Here is a 24,508-nt window from a genome sequence, read left to right on the forward strand (position 1 = left end):
GGCGGGCCCGTAGGTCGCTGGTCATCGGGAGTGCAGGGTGCGGCGGCGCAGCACGAACAGGCTGGTCAGGCTCGCCACGGCGGCGAACGCCACCCAGTAGCTGGGGGCCGCGGACTGCCCGGTCGTGTCGAGCAGCCAGGCCGCGATCATCGGGGTGAAGCCGCCGAAGACGGTGACACCGATGTTGTAGCCCACCGCCATGCCGGTCGCGCGGGTCTCGGCCGGGAAGATGCCGGCCATGAGTGCGCCCATGGGGCCGTAATAGCAGCCCTTGAAGAGCGCCATCACCATGACGACGCCGATCAGCAGGGCCAGCGAGGGCGCGGCCACGAGGAGCGCGAACATCGGGTAGATCAGCAGCAGGACCGCGCCCGCCGCCGGAATCATGATCGCGATCTGACCCACCCGGTCGGAGAAGTGGCCCGCCACGCTCGTCACCGCGAGCAGCACCAGACCGCCGGCGAGGGCCGCGATGAAGCCCGTGGAGTCCGGGAGGCCCAGGGTCTTCGTCGCGTACGTCGGGATGTACGTGATCAGGTAGTTGAGGCAGGTCGTGACGGCGAGCAGCCCGATGGTGAGCAGCACGCCGGCCTTGTGCTCGCGCAGCATGGTGCGGACCGGCGCACGGACGGGTTCGGACTCCGGCGCGGCGGCGGGCGGTTCGGGCACGTTGCGGCGGATGTAGAGGCCCACGGGCGCCACGAGCAGGCCGATGAGGAACGGGATCCTGAAGCCCCACGAGGTGAGCTGGTCCTCGCTGAGCGTCGAGGTGAGCACGGTGCCGAGGAGGGCCGCGAGCAGGGTGCTGGCGGCCTGGCTGGTGAACTGCCAACTCGCGGCGAAGCCACGGCGGTTCGGCATGAACTCGACCATCAGCGCCGTCGCGCTGCCGAACTCGCCGCCCGCCGCGAAGCCCTGGATGAGCCGGGCGAGGAGGATCCCGACCGGTGCGACCACGCCGATCGCCGCGTACGACGGCATCACGCAGATCAGCAGCGTGCCCAGTGCCATCAAGGCGATCGACCAGGTCAGCGCGGCCTTCCGGCCGGCCCGGTCGGCGTACGAACCCAGGACGAGAGCGCCCACGGGCCGGATCAGGAAGGAGACGCCGAACGTGCCCAGGGTGAGGAGCAGGGACACGGCCGGGTCGTCGTTGGTGAAGAAGACCTTCGACAGGTACGTCGCGAAGTAGCTGTAGACCGCGATGTCGTACCACTCCAGGGCGTTGCCGACGCACGCCGCGGTGATGATCTTCCCTGGGCTCGGGGTGGTGGCCGCCCGTCCCGTGGTTCTCGCTGGTGGCGCGCTCATGGGGTGATCCCGTCGCCGTCGCTGGAGGGAGCCTGCGGGGGCCAGGTGCCGAGCCCGCTGAGCTCGGCGAGATCCCAGAAGAGGCCGGCCATCACCTGGAGCGACTCGCGGACGAGCGGGGCGGGCAGATGCTCGTCGGGGGCGTGCTGGGAGCAGCCCGGGTAGGAGTGCGGAACCCACACCGTGGGCAGGCCGAGGCCGCGGGAGAAAGCGGAGTTGGGCAGCGAGCCGGCGAGGTTGGGCAGGAGCGCGGGCGTCGTGCCGGTCGTGCGCTCCAGCGAGTCCAGCGTCCAGCGCACCCAGGGGTTGTCCGGGTCGAGCCGGGTCGCCTCCATGCCGTAGTCGGCGGTGACCTCGACCATGTCGAAGCCGTGCTCGTCGAGGTGCTTGCGCAGCTCGCCCTCCACGTCGGACGCCTCCAGGCCGACGACGAAGCGGAGTTGGCAGTGGGCGCGGGCCGTGCCCGGGATGGCGTTGGTGGGGTTGTCCGGCTGGCCCGTGGTCATCGCGAGGACCTCGATGGTGTTCCAGGCGAAGAGGCGCTCGTTCGGGGTGAGCCCCGGCTCGCCCCAGCCGGGATCGGGGGCGGGCCCGTCGGTGCCGGCGGGGATGTCCGCGAGGGCCCGGCGCACCTCGTCGGGGATCCCGGCGGGGCGCAGGCCCTCGACGCGGATGCTGCCGCGGTCGTCCACGAGGCAGGCGATCGCGTTGGCCAGGACGGTGCCGGGGTTGCGCAGCAGCCCGCCCAGGTTGCCGGAGTGGTGGGACCCCTCGCGCAGCTCCAGGGAGAGCGTGAAGTTCACGGCGCCGCGGGAGCCGAGGAAGACGGTGGGGCGGTCCGTCGCGACGCGCGGGCCGTCGGAGCCGATGAGCAGATCCGCGGCCAGCAGCCGACCGCGCTCCTGCTCGCAGAACTCGGCGAGGCCGGGGGACCCGAACTCCTCACCGGTCTCCAGCAGGAACACGACGTTGTACCCGAGCGAACCTTGCCGCTGCCCGATGACATGCTCCAGGGCGACGAGATTGACCAGGTGCTGCCCCTTGTTGTCGGCGACCCCGCGCCCGTACCAGCGCTCGCCCTCGACGGTGAGTTGCCAGGGATCGAGCCCGGCGCGCCACCGGTCGGGGTGTCCCGGCTGGACGTCCGCGTGGCCGTAGGTGAGGAGCGTGGGCAGGCCCTCGGCCTCGGTGCGGCGGGCGACCAGGAACGGGTGGCGGGCGGAGACGGGGTTCTCCGCGATGTCGACGGCGAACCCCATGCGGTCGAGGCGGGGCGCCACCTCCTCCGCCAAGTAGCGGCGCAGCTCGGGTTCCTGGCGCGGGTCGTGGCTCTCGGTGGGGACCGCGACGAGGCGGGTGAGCTCTTCCCTGAACGTCCCGGAGTCGAAGTGGTGTGCGGCGCTGTCGATCGCGTCCTGTCTGCTCATGGGCCACGACGGTGGCACCGCGGGGAAGGGGCCAACAAGGGGTGGTGGGACGTCCGTCGGTGACAATATGGGAACGCGTGCGTTGCCGTTGCGGCAACGCAAACGGGCAGGGCATGTATACGAAAGTGCCTGCGCAGACAACGCGAGAGGGGGAGAGGCACCCGATGCCGCTGGTCGACCCGGCCCTCAAGTACTTCATCGCCGTCTTCGAGACGGGATCGGTGAACGCGGCGGCACGCCGCCTCTTCGTCGCGGCCTCCGCCGTGAGCCGCCAACTCGCCCGGCTGGAACGGGAGGTGGGTGCCCCGCTCTTCGACCGCCTGCCCAGCGGGGTCACCGCCACCCCGGCCGGGCGCGCGTTCGCGGGCTTCGCGCGGCGGGCGATCCAGGACGCCGAGGCGTTCACCGACGAGGTGCATCAGCGCCGGACGAGCAGGGCGGTCATCACCGTCGCGGCCACGATCGGTGTCACCCACCACCTGCTGCCCGACGTCGCGGCGGGCTTCCACGCGGCGCACCCGGAGGCCCGCGTCATCCTGCACGTGGCGCGCCCGACGGAGGCGACCCAGATGGTGGCGGAGGGCATCGCCGACCTCGGCGTCACCTTCAACATCGCGCTGCCGGCGGGTGTGTCGATCCGTTACACACAAGAAGCCCCACTGTGCGCGATCGTCCGTCGGGGCCACCCCCTCGCGGACAAGCAGGCCGTCTCGGTCCGCGACCTTGTCCGGCACCCGGTGGCCCTCCCGTCGACCGACACCACGAGCCGGCTGCTCCTGGAGGCCTCGGCGGCGGCCCACCAGCTCACGGTGGAGGGCGTCTTCGAGTGCACGACGGTGGACGCCCTCCTGCGCTTCGTACGCGCCAGCAGCGCGGTCACCCTGGCCAGCCGCGTCACCCTGAGCCCGTCCGACCGCCGCGCACTGGCCGCCGTCCCCCTCGAAGAGAAGGAATTCCGCCAGCGCACCCTCCAGGTCCAATGCCGCGCGGGCCGCGAACTCCCGCCCGCCGCAGCGGATTTCATGGACCGGGTGATCGACGCGCTGGGGCATCGGGCGGTGTGAGGGCGGGCGGTCCGCCGTGCACCCAGCAAAAGCGCCGCGGGCGAGGCAGAAGTCTGCCTCGCCCGCGGCGGTGTGCTCACTCAGTCGTCGGGGGCCGTCAGTCCCCGTGGCCGAGCGCGACGTCGAGGTCGCTCGGGTTGCCCGTGCCCGACACCGTGACCGGCTTCGACACCGGCGGGTAGCCGCTGGCGATCACCGTGTACGTGGCGCCGGACAGGCCGGCGAAGGCGTACGCGCCGTCGTCGCCCGTGGTGTGCACCGCGACCACGTTGCCCGCCTGGTCGAGGAGGGTGACGCGGGCGTCGTTCACCGGGGAGCCGTCGGTGCCACGGACCGTGCCGGTCAGGGTCGCGGCGGAGCGCAGCACGGCGTCCTGCCGGGTGGCGGTGCCGCCCGCGACCTGGGCCTGACCCGCGTACGGCTGGAAGCCCTCCGCGCTGGCCGTGAACGTGTAGGCGCCGGGCGGCAGCTGCGGCAGCGAGTAGCCGCCGTCCGTGTCGGTGAGCGCCGAGCCGACGGTCTCACCGCGCTCGTCGGTGGTGATGACGAGCGCGCCGATGACGGGCGCCGAGTCGGACTCGGACCGCACGGTGCCGTAGAGGCCGCCGTCGCCGCTGAGGACGAGGTCGAAGCTGACCGGTCCGTCGGCGCGGAGCGCGAGCGTGGCGACCCGCGGGTCACGGCCGGGCGCCGAGCCGACGAGGACGTAACCGTCGCCGTCGCCGGACGGGGCCGACACCGCGTAGCTGCCGTCGGATGCGGCGGCGCCGCGGCCGATCTGGGCTCCGGTGCGGTCGATCAGGGTGACCACGGCGCCCGTCAGGGGAGCACCCTGGGCGTCGAGGATCCGGCCGTGCACACCCGGCCCCTCCACCGCGGGAGCGGTGGCGACAGGAGTGACGGGAGTGACGGGAGAGGCGGAGGCCACGGACTCGGCGACCTCGGCCGCCTCGGACGACGACTCGACCTTCTGCTGCGCGTGGGCCAGCGGACGGCCCGCACGGTACAGCAGCACCGAGATGACGAGACCGGCGACGAAGAACCCGGCGGCCCACCAGTACGCGGTCGCGTAGCTGTGCACGGCGGCCTCGGCCTGGTCGAGCTTCGAGGCACCGTGGTCGGCGATGTAGTTCGATGCGGCCGTCGCGGCCATGGTGCTGAACAGCGCCGTACCGATCGAACCGCCGACCTGCTGCATGGTGTTCACGGTCGCGGCGGCGACGCCCTGGTCCTTCGGGTCGACCCCGAGGGTGGCGAGGCTCATCGCGGGCGGCATCACGAGACCGATACCGACACCGATCATGATCAGCGGAGGCAGCACGTGCGAGGCGTAGCTGCTGGTCACGTCGAGCGCGGTGAGCCAGACAAGGCCGCCCGCGGTGAGACCCATGCCGACCGGGACGACCGGCTTGGGGCCGAGCTTCGGAACCAGCGCCATGGTGGCGATCTGCGCCGTCACCATCAGCGACAGGATCATCGGCAGGAACGCGACGCCGGTCTCCATCGGGCTCTTGCCGAGGATGATCTGCAGGTAGTAGGTCAGGAACAGGAAGATCCCGAACATGCCCGCGCCGGTGATGAACACGCTCACGTAGGAAGCGGCACGGTTGCGGTCGGCCAGGACGCGCAGCGGCAGCAGCGGGTGCTTGGCTCGCGTCTGCCACACGATGAAGAGCGCGAGCAGCACGACACCCGCGGCCAGGAAGACCCAGCACATCCAGTTGCCCCAGCTGTGCGTCTCGGCGTTGGAGAAGCCGAAGACGATGCTGAAGAGGCCCGCCGCGACGAGCAGCGTGCCCAGCAGGTCGAGCTTGGGACGCGGGCCGGGCGCGGGCTTGCGGACGAAGACGATCGCGCCGACGACCGCGACCGCGGCGATGACCAGGTTGACGTAGAGCGTCCAGCGCCAGTCGAGGTGCTCGGTGAGGAAGCCGCCGAGCAGCATGCCGATGGCGCCACCGGAACCGGCGATCGCACCGAAGATGCCGAACGCGCGGGCGCGCTCCTTCGGCTCGGTGAAGGTCGTCGTGAGCAGCGCCATCGCGGTCGGCGCGAGGATCGCGCCGAAGACACCCTGGAGGGCGCGGCCCGCGACGAGCATCGAGAACCCGGTGGCGGCACCGGCGATGGCGGACGAACCCGCGAACCCTATGAGGCCGATGATCAGTGTGTTCTTGCGCCCGAAGAGGTCGGACAGCTTGCCGCCGAGCAGCAGGAGGCTGCCGAAGGCGAGCGAGTAGGCGGTGACGACCCACTGGCGGCCGTCGTCGGAGAAGCCGAGGTCCGCCTGGGCGGACGGCAGGGCGATGTTCACGATGGTGGCGTCGAGCACCACCATCAGCTGGGCGAGGCCGATGACGGCCAGCACCCACCAGCGGTGGGGCACGTGGTGCGCGGCCGGGGCGCCCGGCGGCTGTGCGGACGAGGCCGCGGCCGGACGCTCGCGCGCGTCGAGCGGGGTGGGCATTGCGTGGTCCTTCGAGGTCTGTCGGTAGCCGGAGGCCGGGAGGGGCCGGAGGCGGTCAGGCGTTCAGCAACAAGGGGAGGACGACGGTGTCCACGTAGCGCTGGAGATATTCGGTGTCGGCCGCCTGCCGCTCCAGGAGCGGCCGGGAGAAGACGGAGCCGACGAACATGTGCGGAAGGAAACCGCAGGCGGGTGCGGAGCGGTCGATCTCGCCGCGCTCCGCGGCCCGCGCGAGCATCGACTCGAACAGGTCGAGCTCGGGCTGGACGAGCGCCTCGTGCACGGCGTCCGCGAGCTCCGCGTCCTTGCGGATGGCCAGCGAGATGCCGCGTACGAGGTCGAGGTCCTTGCGGGCCTCGCCGATCCGCTGCGCGAGCGCGTGCAGATCGCCCCTCAGGGACCCGGTGTCGAGGTCCTCGAGGGAGAACGGCCGCATCTCGCGCAGCGCCTCGGACACCAGGCGTGGCTTGCTGCCCCACTGCCGGTAGAGCGTGGCCTTGCTGCACCGCGACTCCGCGGCGACGGCGTCGAGCGTCATCGTCTCGTAGCCGACGTCGCGTACGAGGTCGAGGGTGCGTCCGTAGAGCTCGCGCTCCCGCTCGGGGGTGAGCCGGGTGCGCCGCTTTCTGCGCGTGAGGGGTTCGGGCAGCCCCATGGGTTCCTTGCCTGATGGTGGTGCGCGGATCCGCTCGCGTTCTGTCGTGCGCGGATAAGCGATCCGAAACGGTTTCGTACCGCTAAAAGGTACGCCCTCCCGTCATCGAAACGCAAACGTTTCGCTGTGGGGTTGGTCCGGACCGCCGCCGCAATGATTCCGAATGCGCATCGCAAGATGCGAAATCGGTGTTGGACGTGCATCAGCCGCAGCTCATAGCGTCACGCCAGACCAGTGACGCAGGCCATACGGGAGTCGGCCCGCCTCCTGGTACGTCTGTCGCACACCTCAGTTCGGGAGCACCACCGCTATGACCGCCTACACGCCCGCCGACCTCGGTCGACGTCTCGGTTCGGGCTTGCTGTCCTTCCCCGTGACCCACTTCCGGGACGAGGACCACCCCGCCGCCCTCGACTTCGACGAGGAGGCCTACCGGGAGCACGTCGGCCGCCTGGGAGCGTACGAGGTGGCCGGGCTCTTCGCGGCCGGCGGCACCGGCGAGTTCTTCTCGCTGACCGTGCCCGAGGTCGGGCGTGTCGTCGCCGCCGCCGTGGCCGCCGCGCCCGAGGGCACGCCGATCCTGGCCCCGGTCGGCTACGGCACCGCCACCGCCGTCGAGATGGCGAGGGCCGCCGAGAGCGCGGGCGCCGACGGCATCCTGCTCTTCCCGCCCTACCTCACCGAGGCCCCGCAGGACGGACTCGCCGCGCACGTCGAAGCGGTCTGCGAGGCGACGAACCTCGGTGTCATCATCTACAGCCGCGCGAACGCCGTGTACCGCGCCGACACCGTGGCCCGCGTCGCCGAGCGCTGCCCGAACCTGATCGGCTTCAAGGACGGCGTCGGTGACATCGACGCCATGACCCGCATCTACACGAAGCTCGGCGACCGCCTTACCTACATCGGCGGCCTGCCCACCGCCGAGACCTTCGCCCTGCCGTACCTCGAACTCGGTGTCACCACCTACTCGTCGGCCATCTTCAACTTCGTCCCCGAGTTCGCGCTCTCCTTCTACGCGGACGTCCGCGCCCGCCGCCACGACGAAGTCCTGCGCAAGCTGCGCGAGTTCGTCCTCCCGTACACGGAGATCCGCAACCGCAAGAGCGGCTACGCGGTCAGCATCGTCAAGGCGGGACTCACCGCCACCGGCCACCCCGCGGGCCCGGTCCGCCCGCCGCTCACCGACCTCGAACCCGACGAACTCGACGCGCTCAGCACGCTGATCAAGGGCATCAACCTCTGAGAGCACACCCCGCACGACCCATGCACCGCCCCCTTCCGTAGGTCCCCTCATCCGCCTGCGAGCCGCACGCGAAAGGTCTCACCGTCCATGAGCACCAAGGCCGTACCCCCCGCCGCCACCCCCGTCGTCGCCTCGATGCGGGTCGTCCCGGTCGCAGGCCAGGACAGCATGCTGCTGAACCTGAGCGGCGCCCACGCCCCGTACTTCACCCGCAACCTGGTGATCCTCACCGACTCCGACGGCCGCACCGGCGTGGGCGAGGTCCCCGGCGGCGAGCCCATCCGCGGCACCCTCGAAGACGCCACCGACCTCGTCGTCGGCCGGCCCGTCGGTGACCCGCAGGCGGTGCTGCGCGCGATACGCGAGCGGTTCGGCGACCGGGACGCGGGCGGCCGCGGCGCGCAGACCTTCGACCTGCGCGTCACCGTGCACGCGGTCACCGCCGTCGAGGCCGCGCTCCTCGACCTGCTCGGCCAGTACCTGAACGTGCCGGTCGCGGCGCTCCTCGGCGAGGGCGTGCAGCGCACGTCCGTCCCCGTCCTCGGCTACCTCTTCTACGTCGGTGACCGCCGCCGCACCGACCTCCCGTACCGCGACGAGTCCGACGCGAAGGACGCCTGGGAGCGGCTGCGCAGCGAGGAGGCGCTCACCCCCGAGGCGGTCGTCGCGCTCGCCGAGGCGGCCCAGGAGCGGTACGGGTTCCAGGACTTCAAGCTCAAGGGCGGCGTGCTCGACGGACGCGCCGAGGCCGAGGCCGTCACCGCGCTCGCCGAACGGTTCCCCGAGGCCCGCATCACCCTCGACCCCAACGGCGGCTGGCTGCTGGACGAGGCCGTCGAGATCGGCCGTTCGCTGCGTGACGTGCTCGCCTACGCCGAGGACCCGTGCGGCGCCGAGGGCGGCTACTCGGGCCGTGAGGTGATGGCCGAGTTCCGCCGCGCCACGGGCCTCAAGACCGCCACCAACATGATCGCCACGGACTGGCGGCAGCTGGGCCACGCCATCAAGTCCGACGCGGTCGACATCCCGCTGGCGGACCCGCACTTCTGGACCATGAACGGTTCGGTGCGCGTCGCGCAGCTCTGCGACGCCTGGGGCCTGACCTGGGGTTCGCACTCCAACAACCACTTCGACGTATCGCTGGCGATGTTCACGCACGTCGCCGCCGCGGCGCCCGGTGACATCACCGCCATCGACACCCACTGGATCTGGCAGGACGGCCAGCGCCTGACCCGTGAGCCGCTGCCCATCGAGGGCGGCGCCATCGCCCTGCCCGAACGCCCGGGCCTGGGCGTCGAGTTGGACATGGAGCAGATCGAGGCGGCCCACCAGCGCTACCTCTCCCTCGGCCTCGGCAGCCGCGACGACGCCGCCGGTATGCAGTACCTGGTCCCCGGCTGGACCTTCGACGCCAAGCGCCCCGCGCTGGTGCGCTGAGCCTTCTCCGCTCGCGCCTCTCTTCTGCCGGTGCGGCGTCCGTCCGCGACGCCGCACCGAGCCCTCGCATGCCCTGACTTCAGAACGTGCACCTCCGTCACTTCGAAGGAGAAGTGATCATGCCAATGCTCGTCGTTGCGCTCAGTGTTGTGGCGCTGCTGTTTTTGATGACCAAGATGAAGCTCAACGGCTTCGTGTCCCTGCTTCTCGTCGCGGTGGTCGTCGCGATGGTCCAGGGCATCAGCCTGCCGGAGATCTCCGATGTCCTGGAGGCCGGTATCGGCGATCAGCTCTCCGGCACCCTGCCGGTGATCGGCCTCGGAGCCATGGTCGGCCGCGTGATGGGTGACGCGGGAGCGGCCCAGCGCATCGCCACCAAGCTGACCAAGGCGTTCGGCGACCGATGGGTCCAGGTGGCGATGGTCGTCACCGCGATGCTCATCGGCGTCACGATGTTCTACGAGGTCGCCTTCGTCATCATCGTCCCGGTGGCGTTCACCCTGGTCCGCGTCACCCGGCAGAACCTGCTGTGGATCGGCCTGCCGATGTCCATCGCGCTCTCCACGATGCACAGCTTCCTGCCGCCGCACCCCGGCCCGACCGCCGTGGCCGAGATGTTCGACGCCTCCGTCGGCCAGACGCTCTTCGTCGGCCTGTTCATCGCCGTCCCGGCCGGCGCCCTGATCGCCCTGGTCTGGCCCCGGCTGCCGTTCATCCGCCGGATGAACCCGTCGATACCCGAGGGCCTCGTCACCGAGCGCGTCTTCGACGAGGACGAGATGCCGGCCCTCGGCTGGTCCCTCGCCGTCGCCCTGCTGCCGGTGATCCTCATCGCCGGCGCGGCCATCGCCGAGATGTCCCTCGACGACCACGCCCCGGGCATGGGTGTCGTCAAGTTCATCGGTTCCCCCGAGTTCGCGCTGCTGCTGACCCTGCTGCTCGCGATGTACGTCTTCGGCCCGCGCGTCGGCCGCTCGTTCAAGGAGATCGCCACCTCCTGCGGCGACGCCGCCAAGTCCATGGCCATGATCATGCTGGTGATCGCGGCGGGCGGCGCGTACAAGAACGTCCTCGTCGAGGGCGGCATCTCGGACTACATCAAGGACACCACCGAGCACTGGTCGATCTCCCCGCTGCTGCTCGCCTGGCTGATCGCCGCGATCCTGCGCATCGCCCTCGGCTCGGCCACGGTGGCCGTGTCCACGGCCGCGGGCATCGTGGCGCCGATGGTGGCGAGCAGCGGAGCCTCCCCGGAACTCATGGTCCTGGCCGTCTCCTGCGGCTCGATCGCCTTCTCCCACGTCAACGACCCGGGCTTCTGGATGTTCAAGGAGTACTTCAACCTCTCGGTCCTCGACGCGATCAAGGCACGGACCACGTACACGACGGTCCTGGCGCTGCTGGGCCTCGGTGGGGTGCTGGCGCTCAATGCCGTGATGTGACGACCGGGCAACCAGTGACATCGGGTCGCGTGCGGCGCGGCCCGATGTCACGCCGGCATGAGGGCCCGGATCACCGCTGAGATCGCCGGAGTCGGGGTGCCGGGGAGGCGGGCCAGGTGTACGCGGCGGACCTCGCGCGGCGCCCCCTCGACGGTCAGCAGTGTCACTCCCGGCGGCAGCACCGGAGCGAGCCGGCGCGGCACCGTGGTCACCCCGAGACCGGCGGCGACCAGCTGCGTCTTCGTCAGCCAGTCGCGCGCCGAGTGCACCACGCGCGGCCGTCCGGGCAGACCGGGCCAGACGCCGAGAAGGGGCTCGGAGCGGGACGACGGGGTGGCGATCCACCCCGCGTCGACGAGCTCGTCGATGTGCACGCCGGCGCGGCCCGCGAACTCCCCGGTCGACGGAGCCGCCACCACCAGGTCGGTGTCCTCGACGGTCTCGAACCGCAAGCGCGGCGACTCGCCGTCCGAGGGCCGGTGCGGCGGGCGGGAGGTGAGCAGCGCCAGGTCGATCGAGCCGGCGCGCAGCGCCCGCGTCAGGCCGGGCGTGGTGCCCTCGCGCGTGGTGACCGTGATCCCCGGATCGGCCTGCGCGAGGCGCCGCAGCGCGGCGGGCACAAATGCCGCGCCCGCGCTCAGGACGGCGCCCAGGCGCACCACTTCGGTCCGCGCCGCGGCCCCGGTGAGTTCACGCTCCGCCGCCGCGACCGCGTCGAGGATCGTGCGGCCGTGCCGCAGCAGGGTCAGGCCCGCCGGTGTGAGCCGCACCCCGTTCCTGCGGCGCTCGAACAGGGCGGCGCCCGTGGCCTGTTCGAGGGCGGCGGCCTGGCGGGAGACGGCCGACTGCGTGTAGCCGAGCCGGGCGGCCGCCGCCGTGAAACTGCCGGACTCCGCGATCTGCCGCAGGACCCGCAGGCCCGCACTGGAGATGTCCATGGGTCCTACGCATACCAGGGCCGCTCCGTATGGACACCAGCATCCCTCCCATGCGAACACCGCATGGGAGGGATGCTGGATCGTCGCTTCCCGCATGCCCGCCGCGCTCCTAACGTCGATCCCGGAAGCCGTCCCCTCACACCCGGAGGTCCACCCATGCGCGCAGCGGTCCTGACGAAGTTCGGCGCCCCGCTCACGGTGCGTGAGCTGCCCGACCCGAAGCCCCACACTGGTGAGGTGGTGGTCGAAGTGCTGGCCGCGCCCGTGGCCCCGTACGCGGACGAGGTCTTCGGCGGCGTACGGAACTACCCGCTCGTCCCGCCCGTCGTGCCCGGTATCGGCGGCGTGGGCCGGATCGTGCGCATCGGCCCGGGCGCCACCCGGCTGCGCGTGGGCGACCTCGTGTGGTGCGACATGACCGTGCGCTCGCGCGACGACGCGCTGACCCCCGACATCGCGCTCCAGGGCTGGAGTTCACGCGGGGAGGGTGGCGCCGCGCTCGCCCGGCACCTGCACGACGGGGCGTTCGCCGAGCTGATGCGCGTCCCCACGGAGAACGTCTTCCCGCTGCCCGCGCAGGCGGGGGAGGACCCGGCCCGGTGGGCGGCGATCGGCGCGCACATCATCCCGTACGGAGGGCTGCTGGCCGGCGGGCTCGCGGCGGGGGAGACGCTGCTGGTCAGCGGGGCCACCGGGAACCTGGGCAGCTGCGCGGTCGCGGTCGCCCTCGCGATGGGGGCGGGGCGGGTGGTCGCGCCCGGCCGGAACCGGGCCGCTCTCGATCTGCTCGCCGACCGGTTCGGTCCGCGGGTGCGCACCGTCCGGCTGACCGGTGACGGGGCCGCCGACCGCGCGGCGACGAGCGCCGCGGCCGAGGGGCCGGTCGACATGATGCTCGACCTGCTCCCGCCGAGCGCGCCCAGTTCCGTGACGCGCGCGGCGGCGATGACCGTGCGCGAGTACGGCCGCGTCGTCCTCATGGGCGGCGTCGGCATGCTCGGCGGCGACGACCTCGCGTTCCCCTACCCGTGGCTGATGCGCAATTCGATCACGGTGCGCGGGCAGTGGATGTACCCGCGGGAGGCGAACACCGGCATCATCCGGCTGCTGGCCGCCGGCGCCCCGGACCTCGCCGCCGAACGTGTCCGGACCTTTCCGCTGGACGAGGTCAACGAGGCCGTCGCGTACGCCGCTGCCCACGGCGGCCCGTTCGACCGCACCGTTCTGGTGCCCACGAGCGGCTGACCCGACAGAGCGGAACCCGGCAAAGCGGAACCTGGGTTTCCCTTTACCGTTTCTTTGCTGATAGAAAACTCCGGATCACCCCGCTCGTCCCGCACTGACTGAGGTGCCTGCCCCACCCCGGAGTCCCCGTGTCCTACTCGCCGTGGTCGCTGCTCAGCGACGCCGGTCTCATCGCCGCGCTGCTGCTCGTCGGCACACTGCTGCGGGCCCATGTCCGGCTGTTCCAGCGGCTGATGCTGCCCTCCAGCGTCATGGCGGGCTTCCTCGGCCTCGCGCTCGGCCCGGAAGGGGCGGGGCTGCTGCCCTTCTCCGACCAGCTCGGCACCTACGCGTCCGTGCTCATCGTCGTCGTGTTCGCCTGCCTCGCCCTCACCGACGGCCTCGGCCTCAAGGGCTTCGGCAAGGCGGCCGGCTCCTTCGGCTCGTACGGTGTCGCCGCCTACGCCCTCCAGGTGGGCATCGGTGTCGTCCTCGGCCTGGTGCTCCTGCAACCCGTGTGGGACGTGCCCGACGCCTTCGGCGCGCTGCTCTTCGCGGGCTGGGCCGGCGGCTTCGGCACGGCGGCCGCGCTCGGCACCGCCTTCGAGACGAACGGCTGGGAGGGCGCCAGCTCGCTCGGCTTCACCTCGGCCACCGTGGGCATGCTCGTCGGCGTCGTCGGCGGCATCATCCTGTGCAACTGGGGCGCGCGGCGCGGCCACACCAGCAGCGTCGGCCGCTTCGAGACGCTCCCCGAGGAGCTGCGCACCGGCCTCGTGCGCAACGACGAGGAGCGCCACCCCACCGGCCGCGCGACCACCTCGCCCGCCTCGATCGAGCCGCTCTGCTTCCAGATCGCGGTCATCGCCGCGCTCGCCGCCGCCGCGTACGGCGTCTCCGAGTGGATCACCGGGATGTTCCCCTCGCTGATGCTCCCGGTCTTCGCGCTGGCCTTCATCCTCGGTCTGCTCCTGCGCGCCGTCGTGGCCCGCACCAAGGCCTGGAACTACGTCGACGGGGACTCGCTCAAGTCGCTCTCGGGCACCGCCACCGACGTCCTGATCACCTGCGGCATCGCCTCCATCGTGCCCAGCTTCGTCGCCGACTACTGGCTGCCGCTGGCGCTGATGTTCGCGGTCGGCCTCGCCCTCGTGCTCTTCCTCTTCCTGGTCGTCGCGCCGCGCCTCTTCGAGGGGAACTGGTTCGAGAAGGGGCTCGTGACGTGGGGCTGGACGACCGGCGCCGCCGCGACCGCGATCGCCCTGCTGCGCATGGTCGACCCGAAGCTGAAGAGCGGCACACTGGAGGAGTTCGGCGTCGCGTACATCCCCGTCGCGCCCGTCGAGACGGCCACCGTGACCTTCGTGCCCGTCCTGCTGTCGGCCGGAGCCGCCTGGGCCGTCGGCGGCGCGTGGGCCGCGGTCGGTGTGCTCGCGCTCGTCCTGCCGTGGCTGGCCGGATGGGCTCCGCGCGGCAAGGCGAAGGCGGACGCGACGCCCGCCAAGGAGAGCGCCGGAGTCTGAGACACCATGCGCCGACAACGCCCCGGGCAGGAAGCCCGGGGCGTTCTTCGTGCACACCCATTGCACGGGCTCCCCGAATCATCCGATGATTGCCGGGCATCGCAAGCGCTCCCCTCCCGCCCCAACGGCCCCCGGAGACGCCCCAGATGACCGAGACCGGAAGCTCCCCCGCACCGTCGCCCGCCCCGTTCCCCCTGCGTACCAAGCTCCTCCCGCCACCCGCCGTACGGGAGCTGCCCGCACCGCCCGCGAAGACCTGGCGGATCATCGGCCCCGGCATCGTGGCCGCCGGAGTCGGGGTGTCCTCGGGTGAGTTCATCCTCTGGCCCTACATCGCCACGCAGGCCGGCCTCGTCTTCCTCTGGGGCGCCGTGGTGGGTGTGGTCACCCAGTGGTTCCTCAACATGGAGATCGAGCGCTACACCCTCGCCACCGGCGAGACCGCGGTGACCGGCTTCAACCGCTACTGGCGGCACTGGGGCTTCGTCATGGTGGTGTTCACCTACGCGGCCAACCTCTGGCCCGGCTGGGCCACCAGCTCGGCGACGATGCTCAGTTACGTGTTCGGCGGCACACCCGCCTACATCGGCATCGGCCTCCTGGTCCTCATCGGCCTGATCCTCACCCTCGCGCCCGTCGTCTACAACGCGCTGGAGAAACTGCTCGGCGTCAAGATCCTCGTCATCGGCGGCTTCTTCGTCCTCGCCCTGATCCTCGCCGTCACCGCCGCCACGGTGGGCGATCTGCCGAAGGCCGTCACCGACGCGACGTTCCCCTCCGAACTCGGCGTGGCCGTCCTCATGGGCGCCCTCGCCTACGCGGGCGCGGGCGGCGGCCAGAACCTCGTGCAGAGCAACTGGATCCGCGACAAGGGCTTCGGCATGGGCCACTACGTGCCCCGCCTCGTCAGCCCGGTCACCGGCCAGGAGGAGGCCGCGGGCCCCGTCGTCGGCTATGTCTTCGAGATCGACGAGACCAACATGGCCCGCTGGCGCCGCTGGTGGCGCTTCGCCAACGTCGAGCAGGCCCTCACCTTCGTCCTCGTCACCATCGTGACGATCGTGATGTCGTCGCTGCTGGCGCACTCGACGCTCTTCGGCACCGGCGGGCTCGAGAACAACGTCGCCTTCATCGAGAAGGAGGGGCAGGTCCTCCAGCAGCGCGTCGGGGACTGGTTCGGCGTGTTCTTCTGGCTGGTCGGCGCGTTCTCCCTGTTCAGCGCGGCCACCGGCATCATCGACTACACCAGCAGGATGGCGGCCGACGTCCTCAAGTCGACCTACCTGCGCGGGAGTCGGACGAGCGAGTCACGGATGTACGCGCGCCTGGTGTGGGCGGTCGTCGCCATCGGCGCGATCGTGCTGCTCTCCGGTCTCGACCAGCCGCTCGTGCTGCTCGTCATCTCGGCCTGCGTGTCCGGGCTGATGATGTTCGTGTACTCGATCCTGCTCCTCGTCATGAACCGCACCGCGCTGCCCAAACCCCTGAAGGTGCGCGGCATTCGCGTGGCCGCGCTGGTGTGGGCGGTGGTGCTCTTCGGTGTGCTGTCCGTGCTCACGGTGCGGCAGCAGCTCACCGACCTGTTCGGCTGAACGACCCTGGCTACGGCTACGGCTACGGCTACGGCTACGGCTACGGATACGTCTACATAGAGGAGAGAAAATTCATGGCACATGGTCACGCGGCCCGACGCAGCCAGGCCTGGTTCGGTGCCGCCGGACGCGGCGGCATGGTGTACCGGTCGTGGATGCGCAACCAGGGCTTCGGGCCTGAGGTGTTCGACGGGCGGCCGGTGATCGGGATCGCCGTGTCCGCCTCCGAACTCGCGCCCTGCAACGCCCACTTGACGCGCGTTGCCGAGGCCGTGAAGCGCGGGGTGTGGCAGGCCGGTGGCTTCCCGCTCGAATTCCCCACCATGGCCACCGGCGAGACACTGATGCGGCCCACGGCCATGCTGTACCGCAACCTCATGGCCATGGAGGTCGAGGAGCTGATCCGCGCCAACCCGCTGGACGGTGTGGTGCTGCTGTCGGGCTGCGACAAGACGACCCCGGCCATGCTGATGGGCGCCGCGAGTGTCGACCTGCCGGCCGTGATGGTCACCGGCGGGCCGATGCTCAACGGCAAGTTCCAGGGTCGCGACGTCGGTTCGGGCACGGCGGTGTGGCAGATGGAGGCCGAGGTCAAGGCCGGGCGGATGACCGAGGAGGAGTGCTTCTTCGCCGAGGGCTGCATGGCCCGCTCCAACGGCCACTGCATGACGATGGGCACCGCCTCCACCATGGCGTGCATGGCGGAGACGCTCGGCATGCAACTCCCCGGCTCCGCGACCTGGCCCGCGGTCGACATGCGCCGCTACGAGACCGGCCAGGCCGCAGGACGCCGCATCGTGGACATGGTGGACGAGGACCTGCGCCCCTCCCGCATCCTCACCCGCGAGGCCTTCGAGAACGCGATCCGCACGAACGCGGCGATCGGCGGCTCCACCAACGCCATCATCCACCTGACGGCGCTCGCCGGCCGGGTCGGCGTCGACCTCGACACCGAGGACTTCGACCAACTCGCCCGTGATGTACCGACGTTGCTCAACCTGATGCCGTCCGGCACCTACCTCATGGAGGACTTCTGCTACGCGGGCGGCCTGCCCGCCGTCCACCACGAGCTGGTACGGGCCGGGCTCCTGGACGGCGAACAGCTCACCGTCACCGGGCGCAGCATCGCCGAGAACGTGGCGGACGCGGAGCGCATCGGCGACGAGGTGATCACACCAGTGGTCGCCCCGTTCCAGCCGGCCGGCACCGGGACGGCCGTCCTGCGCGGAAACCTCTGCCCCGACGGCGCGGTCATCAAGCAGTCCGCGGCCTCGCCCCACCTGCTCACCCACACCGGCGTCGCCCGCGTCTTCGACTCCCCGGAGGCCTATCACGCGGTGTGCGACGACCCGGACCTGGACGTCGACGAGCACACCGTCCTCGTCATCCGCGGCGCGGGCCCGAAGGGCTACCCCGGCATGCCCGAGGTCTCGAACGTGCCGCTGCCCACCAAGCTGCTGAAGGCCGGCGTCACCGACATGGTGCGGGTGTGTGACGGCCGGATGAGCGGAACGGGGTACGGCACGGTCGTCCTCCACGTGGCACCGGAAGCGGCGGTCGGAGGCCCCCTGGCCCTCGTACGCGACGGGGACACCATCACCCTGGACGTACCGAAGAGGTCGCTCCAACTGGACGTGGACGAAGCTGAGTTGGCCGAGCGGCGCGCCGCATGGCAGCCACCGGCGCCACGACACACGAGCGGCTACGCGTGGCTGTACACGCAGCACGTCGAGGGCGCCGACCAGGGCGCGGACTTCGACTTCCTGCGCGGATGCCGCGGGAGCGCCGTGCCGCGCGACTCGCACTGAGGCGGGTGTGGGTAGCCTCGGAGGCATGGCCAACATCAATTTCAGTTCTCGTGTCGGCGTCTGGTGGACCAGTGACCGGTGGCCGATCAACGACGTCGTCGCCCGAGCCCGTGAGCTCGAGAACCTCGGCTACGCCTCGCTGTTCTACGGCGAGGCCGGAGGCAAGGAGACCTTCACCCAGGCCGCCGCCCTGCTCGGCGGCACCGAACGGCTGGTGGTCGGCACCGGCATCGCCAACATCCACGCCCGCAGCGCCCCGGCGAGCGAAGCGGGCGCCCGTACGCTCGGCGCGCTGCACCCGGGCCGCTTCGTGCTCGGCCTCGGCGTCAGCCACGCCCCGCTGGTGGAGCACAGCTACGCCGGTTCCTACAGCAAGCCGCTGGCCACCATGCGGGAGTACCTGCGGACCATGGACGCCGTGCCGGCCGAGGTGGAGCCGGACGGGCAGCGCCCGGCCCGACTCCTCGCCGCCCTGGGCCCGAAGATGATCGAGCTGTCCGGCAAGTCGGCCGACGGGGCGCACCCGTACCTGGTGACCCCGGAGCAGACCGCGTCCACCCGCGAGCAGCTGGGCCCCGACAAGTGGGTGGTCAGCGAGCAGGGCGTCGCGCTCACCACGGACCGGGAGACCGGTCTGCGGCGTGCGCACCAGCACCTGCACATGTACTCGCAGCTGCCCAACTACCGCAATTCCTGGCTGCGTCAGGGCTTCGACGAGTCCGACGTGGTCATCGGCGGTTCGGACAAGCTGGCCGAGGCCATGGTCGCCATGGGCGACGCGGAGACGGTCGCCGCGCGCGTGCAGGCGCAGCTGGACGCGGGCGCCGACCAGGTCGTCATCCAGGTCCTCGGCGACGACCCCTCCGACGACCCGCTGCCGGCACTGCGCGAACTCGCCCCGGCACTCGGCCTGGGTGCCGCCTAGGGGATCGGCCACGCGGCTCGGTGCAAGCGCCGTGGTGGTGGTGCTCGCGACAACGTGGCTGTGAGCCGGAGGCCGTAGCGACGAAACATATTTGCGCGCCACGCATTATTGCGTGGCGCGCAATTTTTGCTACCGTGGTGCCATGAGCGGATTGAGGGAGCGCAAGAAGGAAGCCACCCGCGTGGCGCTGAGCTGGGCCGCCATCAGGCTCACCGTGGAACGCGGGCTCGACAACGTCCGGGTCGAGGACATCGCCGAGGCGGTCGGCGTCTCGCCGCGCACCTTCAACAACTACTTCCCCAGCAAGGCGGAGGCGATCGCCTTCCGTCACCTCCAGCGCTCCCTGCGGGTGGCCGCCGAAGTGCGGTCCGCGCCGGAGGGTGAGCCGTTGTGGGAGGTCGTCTCCCGAGCGGTGCTCCGGCAGTTGGAACCGGGCCCCGAGGTGCGGGAGATGCCGCCGCAGGAGCCGGCCGACTGGGCGGCGGGGCTCCGGGTGATGGTGGCGGAGCCGGCGCTGCAGGCCGAGATGCTGCGGGCGGGCAAGGTCGCGGAGAGCGAACTCGCCGCGGCGATCGCCGACCGCACGGGCACGTCCGTCGACGTCGACCTCTACCCCCGCCTGGTGGCCGCGAGTGTGACCGCCGCCGAGAGCGCCGCGAGGGACCTGCACCTGCACGGCGGTGCGGAGGAGTCGATGGAGGCTCTGCTGCGATCGGCCCTCACGATGCTCGCCGCAGGGCTACCGACCCCTTAGGCCCACCAGGCCCACCAGGCCCACCAGGCCCTCTGGGCCCTCTAAAAGGCTCTAACAAAAGCTGCTGATCATGAGTGTTTCGGTCTGTCTGTCCGTAGGTCTGGTCATGGGAGAGCGTCAGTTGCGGCCATGGATCGTGTCGGACGAACTGTGGTCGATGATCGAGCCGTTGCTGCCGGAGCCGGGCCCGAAGAAGGTCGAGGGCAGACCGCGGGTCCCGGACCGGCAGGCACTGTGCGGGATCCTCTTCGTGCTGCACACCGGCATCCAATGGGAGTACCTGCCCCAGGAGTTGGGCTTCGGCTCGGGCATGACCTGCTGGCGCCGGCTGGCCGCCTGGAACGAGGCGGGCGTGTGGGACGAACTGCACCTGGTGCTGCTGAAGAAGCTACGGTCGGCGGGCAAGCTGGACTGGTCCCGGGCGGTGATCGATTCCTCGCACGTGCGGGCCGCTCGGCGGGGCCCAAAAGCGGGCCGAGCCCGGTCGATCGCGCGCGGCCGGGCAGCAAGCACCACGTGCTCACCGACGGCCAGGGCATCCCGCTCGCGGTGTCGCTGACCGGCGGCAACCGCAACGACGTCACGCAGCTGCTTCCGCTGCTCGACAAGGTTCCACCGGTGGCCGGCACGGTCGGACGGCCGCGCAAGCGGCCGGACCTGCTGTTCGCCGACCGCGGCTACGACCACGACATCTACCGGCGCCAGGTACGACAGCGCGGGATCCGTCCGGTGATCGCCGAACGCGGTCAGCCACACGGCACGGGACTGGGCACCTTCCGGTACGTGGTCGAGCGCACCATCGCGTGGCTGCACGGCTTCCGCCGTCTCCGCATCCGCTGGGAGCGGCGTGACGACATCCATGAAGCCTTTCTCGGGCTGGCCGCCTGCCTGATCACTCATCGGCACGTCCAACGCCTTTGTTAGCACCTCTAAGTCCTCAAGGAGGCATGTCATGCACGACGTGATCATTGCGGGCGGCGGCCCCAACGGGCTGATGCTGGCCTGCGAACTGGCGCTGGCCGGAGTCCGCCCGGTCGTCATCGAGCGGCTCACCGGACCGAAGACGGAACCCCGGGCGAACGGCCTGGTGGGCCAGGTGGTGCGGATGCTGGACCGGCGCGGCCTTTACGCCCGGATCAGCGGCTCCGACGAACCCGTCCGGCCCGTGCCCCGCTACATGTTCGGCGCCTTCCCCCTGGAACTCCACCGGCTCGAGCACAACCCCGTCGGCATTCTCCCGGCGCCGCAAGCGCGGATCGAGGCGGTCCTCGCCGAACGGGCCGCCGAACTCGGCGTCGACCTGCGCATGGGCCAGGAAGTCACCGATGTCGGCCAGGACGCCGACTCGGTCCGCGTGACCCTGGCGAGCGGGGAACACCTCACGACCCGTTACCTGGTGGCCGCCGACGGAGGACGCAGCACCGTGCGCCGCCTGGCCGGCATCGGCTTCCCCGGAGTCACCAACGACGACTTCGTGTCACGCTCCGCGAACGTCTCCGCGCGCGATGAACACGTCGGCCCACAAGGCGAGTTGATCGTTCCCGGCTACGGGACGCTGCCGCCCACGATGTACGTACGCACCGAGCGCGGCACCATCGTCTGGGCCCGGTTGCCCGGCCGCCCCGCGAGCGTCCACACCACGGAGGTCGAGTCCCCCGACGACGACCGGTCCGCGCCGATGACCTTCCAGGAACTGCTCGACAGCGCCGAACGCGTCCTGGGCGCACCCCTGCCGGTGCTCCCGCCAGAGGGGGAAGGGCCGCACCTGCTGCGCCGCCTCGTCGGGGGCAACACCCGGCTCGCGGACCGCTACCGGGAGGGGCGGATCCTGCTGCTCGGGGACGCGGCCCACGTGCACTCGGCCATCGGTGGCCCCGGCCTCAACCTGGGCCTCCAGGACGCCGTCAACCTCGGCTGGAAGCTGGCCGCAACGGTGCGCGGGTGGGCACCCGCGGGCCTCCTCGACACGTACGACGAGGAGCGCCGCCCCGTCGCCGAACGCGTCGTGGACTCCACCCTGGCCCAGTCGGCGCTGCTGCGCCCCGGCCCGGAGGTCACCGCCCTGCGGACCGTCTTCGGCGAACTGCTGGCCACGACCGCGGGCACGGAACGCGTCGCCCACCTGGTCGCCGGCACCACCGAGGGCTTCGCACCTGACCTCGTCGTACACACCGCCACCGGAACCCACCGGCTGGCCGAACTGACCGCCACCGGGCGCCCGTTGCTCCTCGACCTGGGCGGCGGATTCGCCGACGCGGCGAAGCCCTGGCACGACCGGGTCGACGTGATCACCGGCACGGCCGAGGGCACCGACGCGACGGGCATGCTGCTGCGCCCCGACACCCATGTCGCCTGGACCGGCCACGGCCCGGACGACGTGAGTGGTCTGGAGTCGGCGCTGCACCGTTGGTTCGGGACGCCGTAGAGGCAGGGCCGGCCGCTGTCAGTACGTCAGGCGCTCCCCGAGGCGGATCGGCGGACGTCGCGGCGGATCAGCGGGCGGTCCACCGCCTCGACCAGCCAGTCGAGTTCGGCCCGGCCGACGCGCACATGGTTGGTCAGCACGCCCACTCCGTCGACCGCCGTCTCGACCAGGTCGCCCGCCCGCAGCGTGAAGTCGATCTCCGGCACGATGCCGGTCCCGGTGGACAGCACGGCGCCGTCCGGGAACGGCTGACACCGCCACAGGTACTCCGCGAGCTCCTCCGGCGAGCGGTGGAACGCGGCCGTGGAGATCGCTCCCCGGAACGCGGCGGCCCCGTCCCGCCACACGGTCAGCGAGATCTTCAGCGCCTGCGGGGCGTCGACCTCCCACACCGGGACGATGCCCGAGGACACCGCCGCGCTCCCGGCGTAGATCTTCGCCTGGGGAAGATAGAGCGGGTTCTCGCCCTCGATGGAGCGCGAGCTGACGTCGTCCACGATCACGTAACCGACCGTCTGCGCCGCCTGGTTGAGCACCACGCCGAGCTCCGGCTCCGGCACGTTCAGCTCGGAGTCGTCCCGGACCGCGATCGGTTCGTCGTCGGTGACCAGGCGCCACGGCAGCGCCTTCAGGAACAGCTCGGGACGCTCGGCGTCATAGACCCGCTCGTACACCGACTGCTCGCTGCTCTCCTCGACGCGCGCCTCCCGCGAGCGCTCGTACGTCACACCGGCCGCCCACAGCTCCATCAGGCCGTCCATCGGCGGCAGCAGGAGCGCATCGGCCTCGCCGACATCGGGCCGTTCCCGCGCGGCGGTCGCCTCCACCAGCTCCCGCAGCCCGTCGACCGACAGCCGCAGCAGGTCGGCGACGCGGGGCGCCCCGTCGAAGCGGCGGATCGCACCGGATGCGTCGGCGATCCCTGTCCCTACGGTTCCGGTGTCGTCGGCGAAGCGGACGATGCGCGTCATGCGGGGGTCCTTTCCTCGGGCTTCCGGTGTACTTCCATTGGTGTGTGCGGTCAGTTGGGCGCCGGGCCGCTCGTCGACTCCCGGACCTGGAGCGAGGTGCGCAGCACCACCGTCTGCAACGGCTTCGCGGTCCCCGCGATGCGCTCCTGCAACAGCTGCGCGGCCGCGAACCCCAGCTCGTACGAAGGGAGTTGGACCGAGCTGAGGGGCGGTGTCACCAGCTCGGGCCAGGGCACGTCGCCGAACGAGAGCAGTCCGGTGCCCGGCGGTTCGAGGCCGGCCTCGCGCAGCGCCGCGAGCGCGCCCACCGTCATGAGGTTGTTGGCCACGAACACGGCGTCCGGCGGCTCGGGCAGGCCGAGCAGCCGCTCCATCGCGGCGCGGCCGCCGTCCACCCGGAAGTCCCCGTGCACGACGTATTCGGGAGGCGGCTCGGCCGACTGCCCGGCGTCACCGAGGTGTTCGCCCAGGTGGTCGCGCAGCACCGCCCGGTACCCGGCGAGGCGTTCGTCGGACGTGGAGGCGCCGTCGGGGCCCGCGATACACGCGATGCGGCGGTAGCCGCGGGCCAGCAGATGCTCGGTGGCCTCCTCGCCGCCGTGCCGGTTGTCCATCATCACGGCGTCGACGGAGGCGCCGCGCGGGCGCCGGTCGACCGCGACGACCGGGGTGCCCCGGTCGACGAGCGCGGACAGGTCGGTGCGGTGCCGGGAGGCGGCGGCGACTATCACCCCGGCCATCTGCTCGGCCGCGGCCACCTCCAGATAGCGGTGCTCCTTGTCCACGTCCTCGTCGGTGTTGCACAGCACCACCGACAGATTGGTCTCCTGCGCCGCGTCCTCGACGCCGCGGGCGAGCGCGGTGAAGAACGGGTTGCCGATGTCCGGGATGATCAGACCGATCACGGAGGCGCGCTGCATCCGAAGGGAGCGCGCGACCCGGTTGGGCGCGAAGCCGAGTACGGCCGCGGCGGCGCGCACGGTCGCGGCGCGCTCCGCGGTGACCCGGCCGCCGTTGAAGACCCGCGACACGGTGGCGGGGGAGACCCCGGCCTCGCGTGCCACGTCGTAGATCGTCGCCACAGACCTCTCACGCAGCCCCTCGTCCAGGCGGGGGAGACGGCCCCGCGATCCGTGCTGTGCCCGGTGGTGCGGTCATTGTCCGCCTGAGCAACTCCCGTTCCCACGCGAACTCTTGACAGCGTCTGGCGGGAAACCTACGTTCCCGTGAAACGGATTTCAAGACGTTCGGCCGCGACCCGCGAAGGGTGCGGACTTCTCAGCTCGGCATTCCAGACATTGA

The 24,508-nt window shown here is 71.3% G+C and carries 19 protein-coding genes; 12 read left to right on the forward strand and 7 right to left on the reverse strand.

The window, feature by feature from the left end:
* Window positions 1-21: 21 nt before the first annotated feature.
* A complete protein-coding gene (locus ACOKM3_RS39270) occupies window positions 22-1,311 on the reverse strand; it encodes an MFS transporter (RefSeq protein WP_426906065.1) in 1,290 nt (429 codons plus the stop codon).
* A complete protein-coding gene (locus ACOKM3_RS39275; RefSeq protein ID WP_426906066.1) occupies window positions 1,308-2,738 on the reverse strand; it encodes a M20 family metallopeptidase in 1,431 nt (476 codons plus the stop codon). Before ACOKM3_RS39275 ends, ACOKM3_RS39270 begins: the two co-directional genes overlap by 4 nt.
* Before the next feature lie 164 nt (window positions 2,739-2,902).
* On the opposite strand from ACOKM3_RS39275, the gene ACOKM3_RS39280 reads away from it, so the two are divergent.
* Window positions 2,903-3,802: a LysR family transcriptional regulator gene (locus tag ACOKM3_RS39280; RefSeq protein WP_426906067.1), complete on the forward strand. Its 900-nt coding sequence runs from the start codon at window positions 2,903-2,905 to the stop codon at window positions 3,800-3,802.
* Between the two features lie 97 nt (window positions 3,803-3,899).
* Here ACOKM3_RS39280 and ACOKM3_RS39285 read toward each other — a convergent pair whose 3' ends face one another.
* Together ACOKM3_RS39285 and ACOKM3_RS39290 are read right to left on the reverse strand one after the other, a co-directional pair.
* Window positions 3,900-6,269 carry an MFS transporter gene (locus ACOKM3_RS39285; RefSeq protein ID WP_426906068.1) on the reverse strand — a complete coding sequence of 790 codons (2,370 nt, stop codon included), beginning with the start codon at window positions 6,267-6,269 and terminating at the stop codon, window positions 3,900-3,902.
* 55 nt (window positions 6,270-6,324) lie between these two features.
* Window positions 6,325-6,924, reverse strand: a complete 600-nt coding sequence (locus ACOKM3_RS39290; RefSeq protein ID WP_426906069.1) for a TetR/AcrR family transcriptional regulator — start codon at window positions 6,922-6,924, stop codon at window positions 6,325-6,327.
* Window positions 6,925-7,234: 310 nt separating this feature from the next.
* Between ACOKM3_RS39290 and kdgD the strand changes: the two genes are divergently transcribed.
* The 3 genes from kdgD (at window position 7,235) to ACOKM3_RS39305 (ending at window position 11,046) form a co-directional block, all read left to right on the forward strand.
* Window positions 7,235-8,167 carry a 5-dehydro-4-deoxyglucarate dehydratase gene (kdgD, locus tag ACOKM3_RS39295; RefSeq protein WP_426906070.1) on the forward strand — a complete coding sequence of 311 codons (933 nt, stop codon included), beginning with the start codon at window positions 7,235-7,237 and terminating at the stop codon, window positions 8,165-8,167.
* 87 nt (window positions 8,168-8,254) lie between these two features.
* Window positions 8,255-9,604: a glucarate dehydratase gene (gene gudD, locus ACOKM3_RS39300; RefSeq protein ID WP_426906071.1), complete on the forward strand. Its 1,350-nt coding sequence runs from the start codon at window positions 8,255-8,257 to the stop codon at window positions 9,602-9,604.
* Between the two features lie 119 nt (window positions 9,605-9,723).
* Window positions 9,724-11,046: a gluconate:H+ symporter gene (locus ACOKM3_RS39305; RefSeq protein WP_426906072.1), complete on the forward strand. Its 1,323-nt coding sequence runs from the start codon at window positions 9,724-9,726 to the stop codon at window positions 11,044-11,046.
* 47 nt (window positions 11,047-11,093) lie between these two features.
* Here ACOKM3_RS39305 and ACOKM3_RS39310 read toward each other — a convergent pair whose 3' ends face one another.
* Window positions 11,094-11,984 carry a LysR family transcriptional regulator gene (locus ACOKM3_RS39310; RefSeq protein WP_426906073.1) on the reverse strand — a complete coding sequence of 297 codons (891 nt, stop codon included), beginning with the start codon at window positions 11,982-11,984 and terminating at the stop codon, window positions 11,094-11,096.
* A 156-nt stretch (window positions 11,985-12,140) separates the two neighbouring features.
* Between ACOKM3_RS39310 and ACOKM3_RS39315 the strand changes: the two genes are divergently transcribed.
* The 8 genes from ACOKM3_RS39315 (at window position 12,141) to ACOKM3_RS39350 (ending at window position 22,235) form a co-directional block, all read left to right on the forward strand.
* The gene (locus ACOKM3_RS39315) at window positions 12,141-13,229 is read left to right on the forward strand and encodes an alcohol dehydrogenase catalytic domain-containing protein (RefSeq protein ID WP_426906074.1); all 1,089 of its coding nucleotides are present in this window, start codon (window positions 12,141-12,143) and stop codon (window positions 13,227-13,229) included.
* Window positions 13,230-13,357: 128 nt separating this feature from the next.
* On the forward strand, window positions 13,358-14,731 hold the full coding sequence (locus ACOKM3_RS39320; RefSeq protein ID WP_426906075.1) for a sodium/glutamate symporter: 1,374 nt from the start codon (window positions 13,358-13,360) through the stop codon (window positions 14,729-14,731).
* 146 nt (window positions 14,732-14,877) lie between these two features.
* Window positions 14,878-16,323, forward strand: a complete 1,446-nt coding sequence (locus tag ACOKM3_RS39325; RefSeq protein WP_426906076.1) for an Nramp family divalent metal transporter — start codon at window positions 14,878-14,880, stop codon at window positions 16,321-16,323.
* A 74-nt stretch (window positions 16,324-16,397) separates the two neighbouring features.
* Entirely contained in the window at window positions 16,398-18,131 is a 1,734-nt protein-coding gene (locus ACOKM3_RS39330) for an IlvD/Edd family dehydratase (RefSeq protein ID WP_426906077.1), read from the forward strand.
* 25 nt (window positions 18,132-18,156) lie between these two features.
* Window positions 18,157-19,056 (forward strand): LLM class F420-dependent oxidoreductase, encoded by a 900-nt coding sequence (locus tag ACOKM3_RS39335; protein ID WP_426906078.1) that lies wholly within the window; start codon window positions 18,157-18,159, stop codon window positions 19,054-19,056.
* Between the two features lie 142 nt (window positions 19,057-19,198).
* Window positions 19,199-19,810 (forward strand): acyl-CoA-like ligand-binding transcription factor, encoded by a 612-nt coding sequence (locus tag ACOKM3_RS39340; RefSeq protein WP_426906079.1) that lies wholly within the window; start codon window positions 19,199-19,201, stop codon window positions 19,808-19,810.
* Window positions 19,811-19,916: 106 nt separating this feature from the next.
* A protein-coding gene (locus ACOKM3_RS39345) for an IS5 family transposase (RefSeq protein WP_426906669.1) occupies window positions 19,917-20,734 on the forward strand; the annotation gives its coding sequence in 2 pieces (ribosomal slippage) (window positions 19,917-20,262 and window positions 20,262-20,734; 819 coding nt in all).
* Between the two features lie 28 nt (window positions 20,735-20,762).
* Window positions 20,763-22,235 carry an FAD-dependent monooxygenase gene (locus ACOKM3_RS39350; protein ID WP_426906080.1) on the forward strand — a complete coding sequence of 491 codons (1,473 nt, stop codon included), beginning with the start codon at window positions 20,763-20,765 and terminating at the stop codon, window positions 22,233-22,235.
* A 26-nt stretch (window positions 22,236-22,261) separates the two neighbouring features.
* On the opposite strand, the gene ACOKM3_RS39355 is transcribed toward ACOKM3_RS39350, so the two are convergent.
* Both ACOKM3_RS39355 and ACOKM3_RS39360 read right to left on the reverse strand, forming a co-directional pair.
* A complete protein-coding gene (locus ACOKM3_RS39355; RefSeq protein ID WP_426906081.1) occupies window positions 22,262-23,206 on the reverse strand; it encodes a fumarylacetoacetate hydrolase family protein in 945 nt (314 codons plus the stop codon).
* 50 nt (window positions 23,207-23,256) lie between these two features.
* Entirely contained in the window at window positions 23,257-24,288 is a 1,032-nt protein-coding gene (locus ACOKM3_RS39360; protein ID WP_426906082.1) for a LacI family DNA-binding transcriptional regulator, read from the reverse strand.
* Window positions 24,289-24,508 lie beyond the last annotated feature (220 nt).

It is taken from the genome of Streptomyces nidicola (assembly GCF_050106155.1).
Lineage (GTDB): Bacteria > Actinomycetota > Actinomycetes > Streptomycetales > Streptomycetaceae > Streptomyces.

Coding starts and splice junctions, on each gene's coding strand:
- ACOKM3_RS39335 (WP_426906078.1), top strand. CDS start 18,157: ATGGCCAACATCAATTTCAGTTCTCGTGTCGGCGTCTGGTGGACCAGT.
- ACOKM3_RS39315 (WP_426906074.1), top strand. CDS start 12,141: ATGCGCGCAGCGGTCCTGACGAAGTTCGGCGCCCCGCTCACGGTGCGT.
- ACOKM3_RS39280 (WP_426906067.1), top strand. CDS start 2,903: ATGCCGCTGGTCGACCCGGCCCTCAAGTACTTCATCGCCGTCTTCGAG.
- ACOKM3_RS39325 (WP_426906076.1), top strand. CDS start 14,878: ATGACCGAGACCGGAAGCTCCCCCGCACCGTCGCCCGCCCCGTTCCCC.
- ACOKM3_RS39340 (WP_426906079.1), top strand. CDS start 19,199: ATGAGCGGATTGAGGGAGCGCAAGAAGGAAGCCACCCGCGTGGCGCTG.
- ACOKM3_RS39270 (WP_426906065.1), bottom strand. CDS start 1,311: ATGAGCGCGCCACCAGCGAGAACCACGGGACGGGCGGCCACCACCCCG.
- gudD (WP_426906071.1), top strand. CDS start 8,255: ATGAGCACCAAGGCCGTACCCCCCGCCGCCACCCCCGTCGTCGCCTCG.
- ACOKM3_RS39355 (WP_426906081.1), bottom strand. CDS start 23,206: ATGACGCGCATCGTCCGCTTCGCCGACGACACCGGAACCGTAGGGACA.
- ACOKM3_RS39305 (WP_426906072.1), top strand. CDS start 9,724: ATGCCAATGCTCGTCGTTGCGCTCAGTGTTGTGGCGCTGCTGTTTTTG.
- ACOKM3_RS39330 (WP_426906077.1), top strand. CDS start 16,398: ATGGCACATGGTCACGCGGCCCGACGCAGCCAGGCCTGGTTCGGTGCC.
- ACOKM3_RS39275 (WP_426906066.1), bottom strand. CDS start 2,738: ATGAGCAGACAGGACGCGATCGACAGCGCCGCACACCACTTCGACTCC.
- ACOKM3_RS39310 (WP_426906073.1), bottom strand. CDS start 11,984: ATGGACATCTCCAGTGCGGGCCTGCGGGTCCTGCGGCAGATCGCGGAG.
- ACOKM3_RS39285 (WP_426906068.1), bottom strand. CDS start 6,269: ATGCCCACCCCGCTCGACGCGCGCGAGCGTCCGGCCGCGGCCTCGTCC.
- ACOKM3_RS39290 (WP_426906069.1), bottom strand. CDS start 6,924: ATGGGGCTGCCCGAACCCCTCACGCGCAGAAAGCGGCGCACCCGGCTC.
- ACOKM3_RS39350 (WP_426906080.1), top strand. CDS start 20,763: ATGCACGACGTGATCATTGCGGGCGGCGGCCCCAACGGGCTGATGCTG.
- kdgD (WP_426906070.1), top strand. CDS start 7,235: ATGACCGCCTACACGCCCGCCGACCTCGGTCGACGTCTCGGTTCGGGC.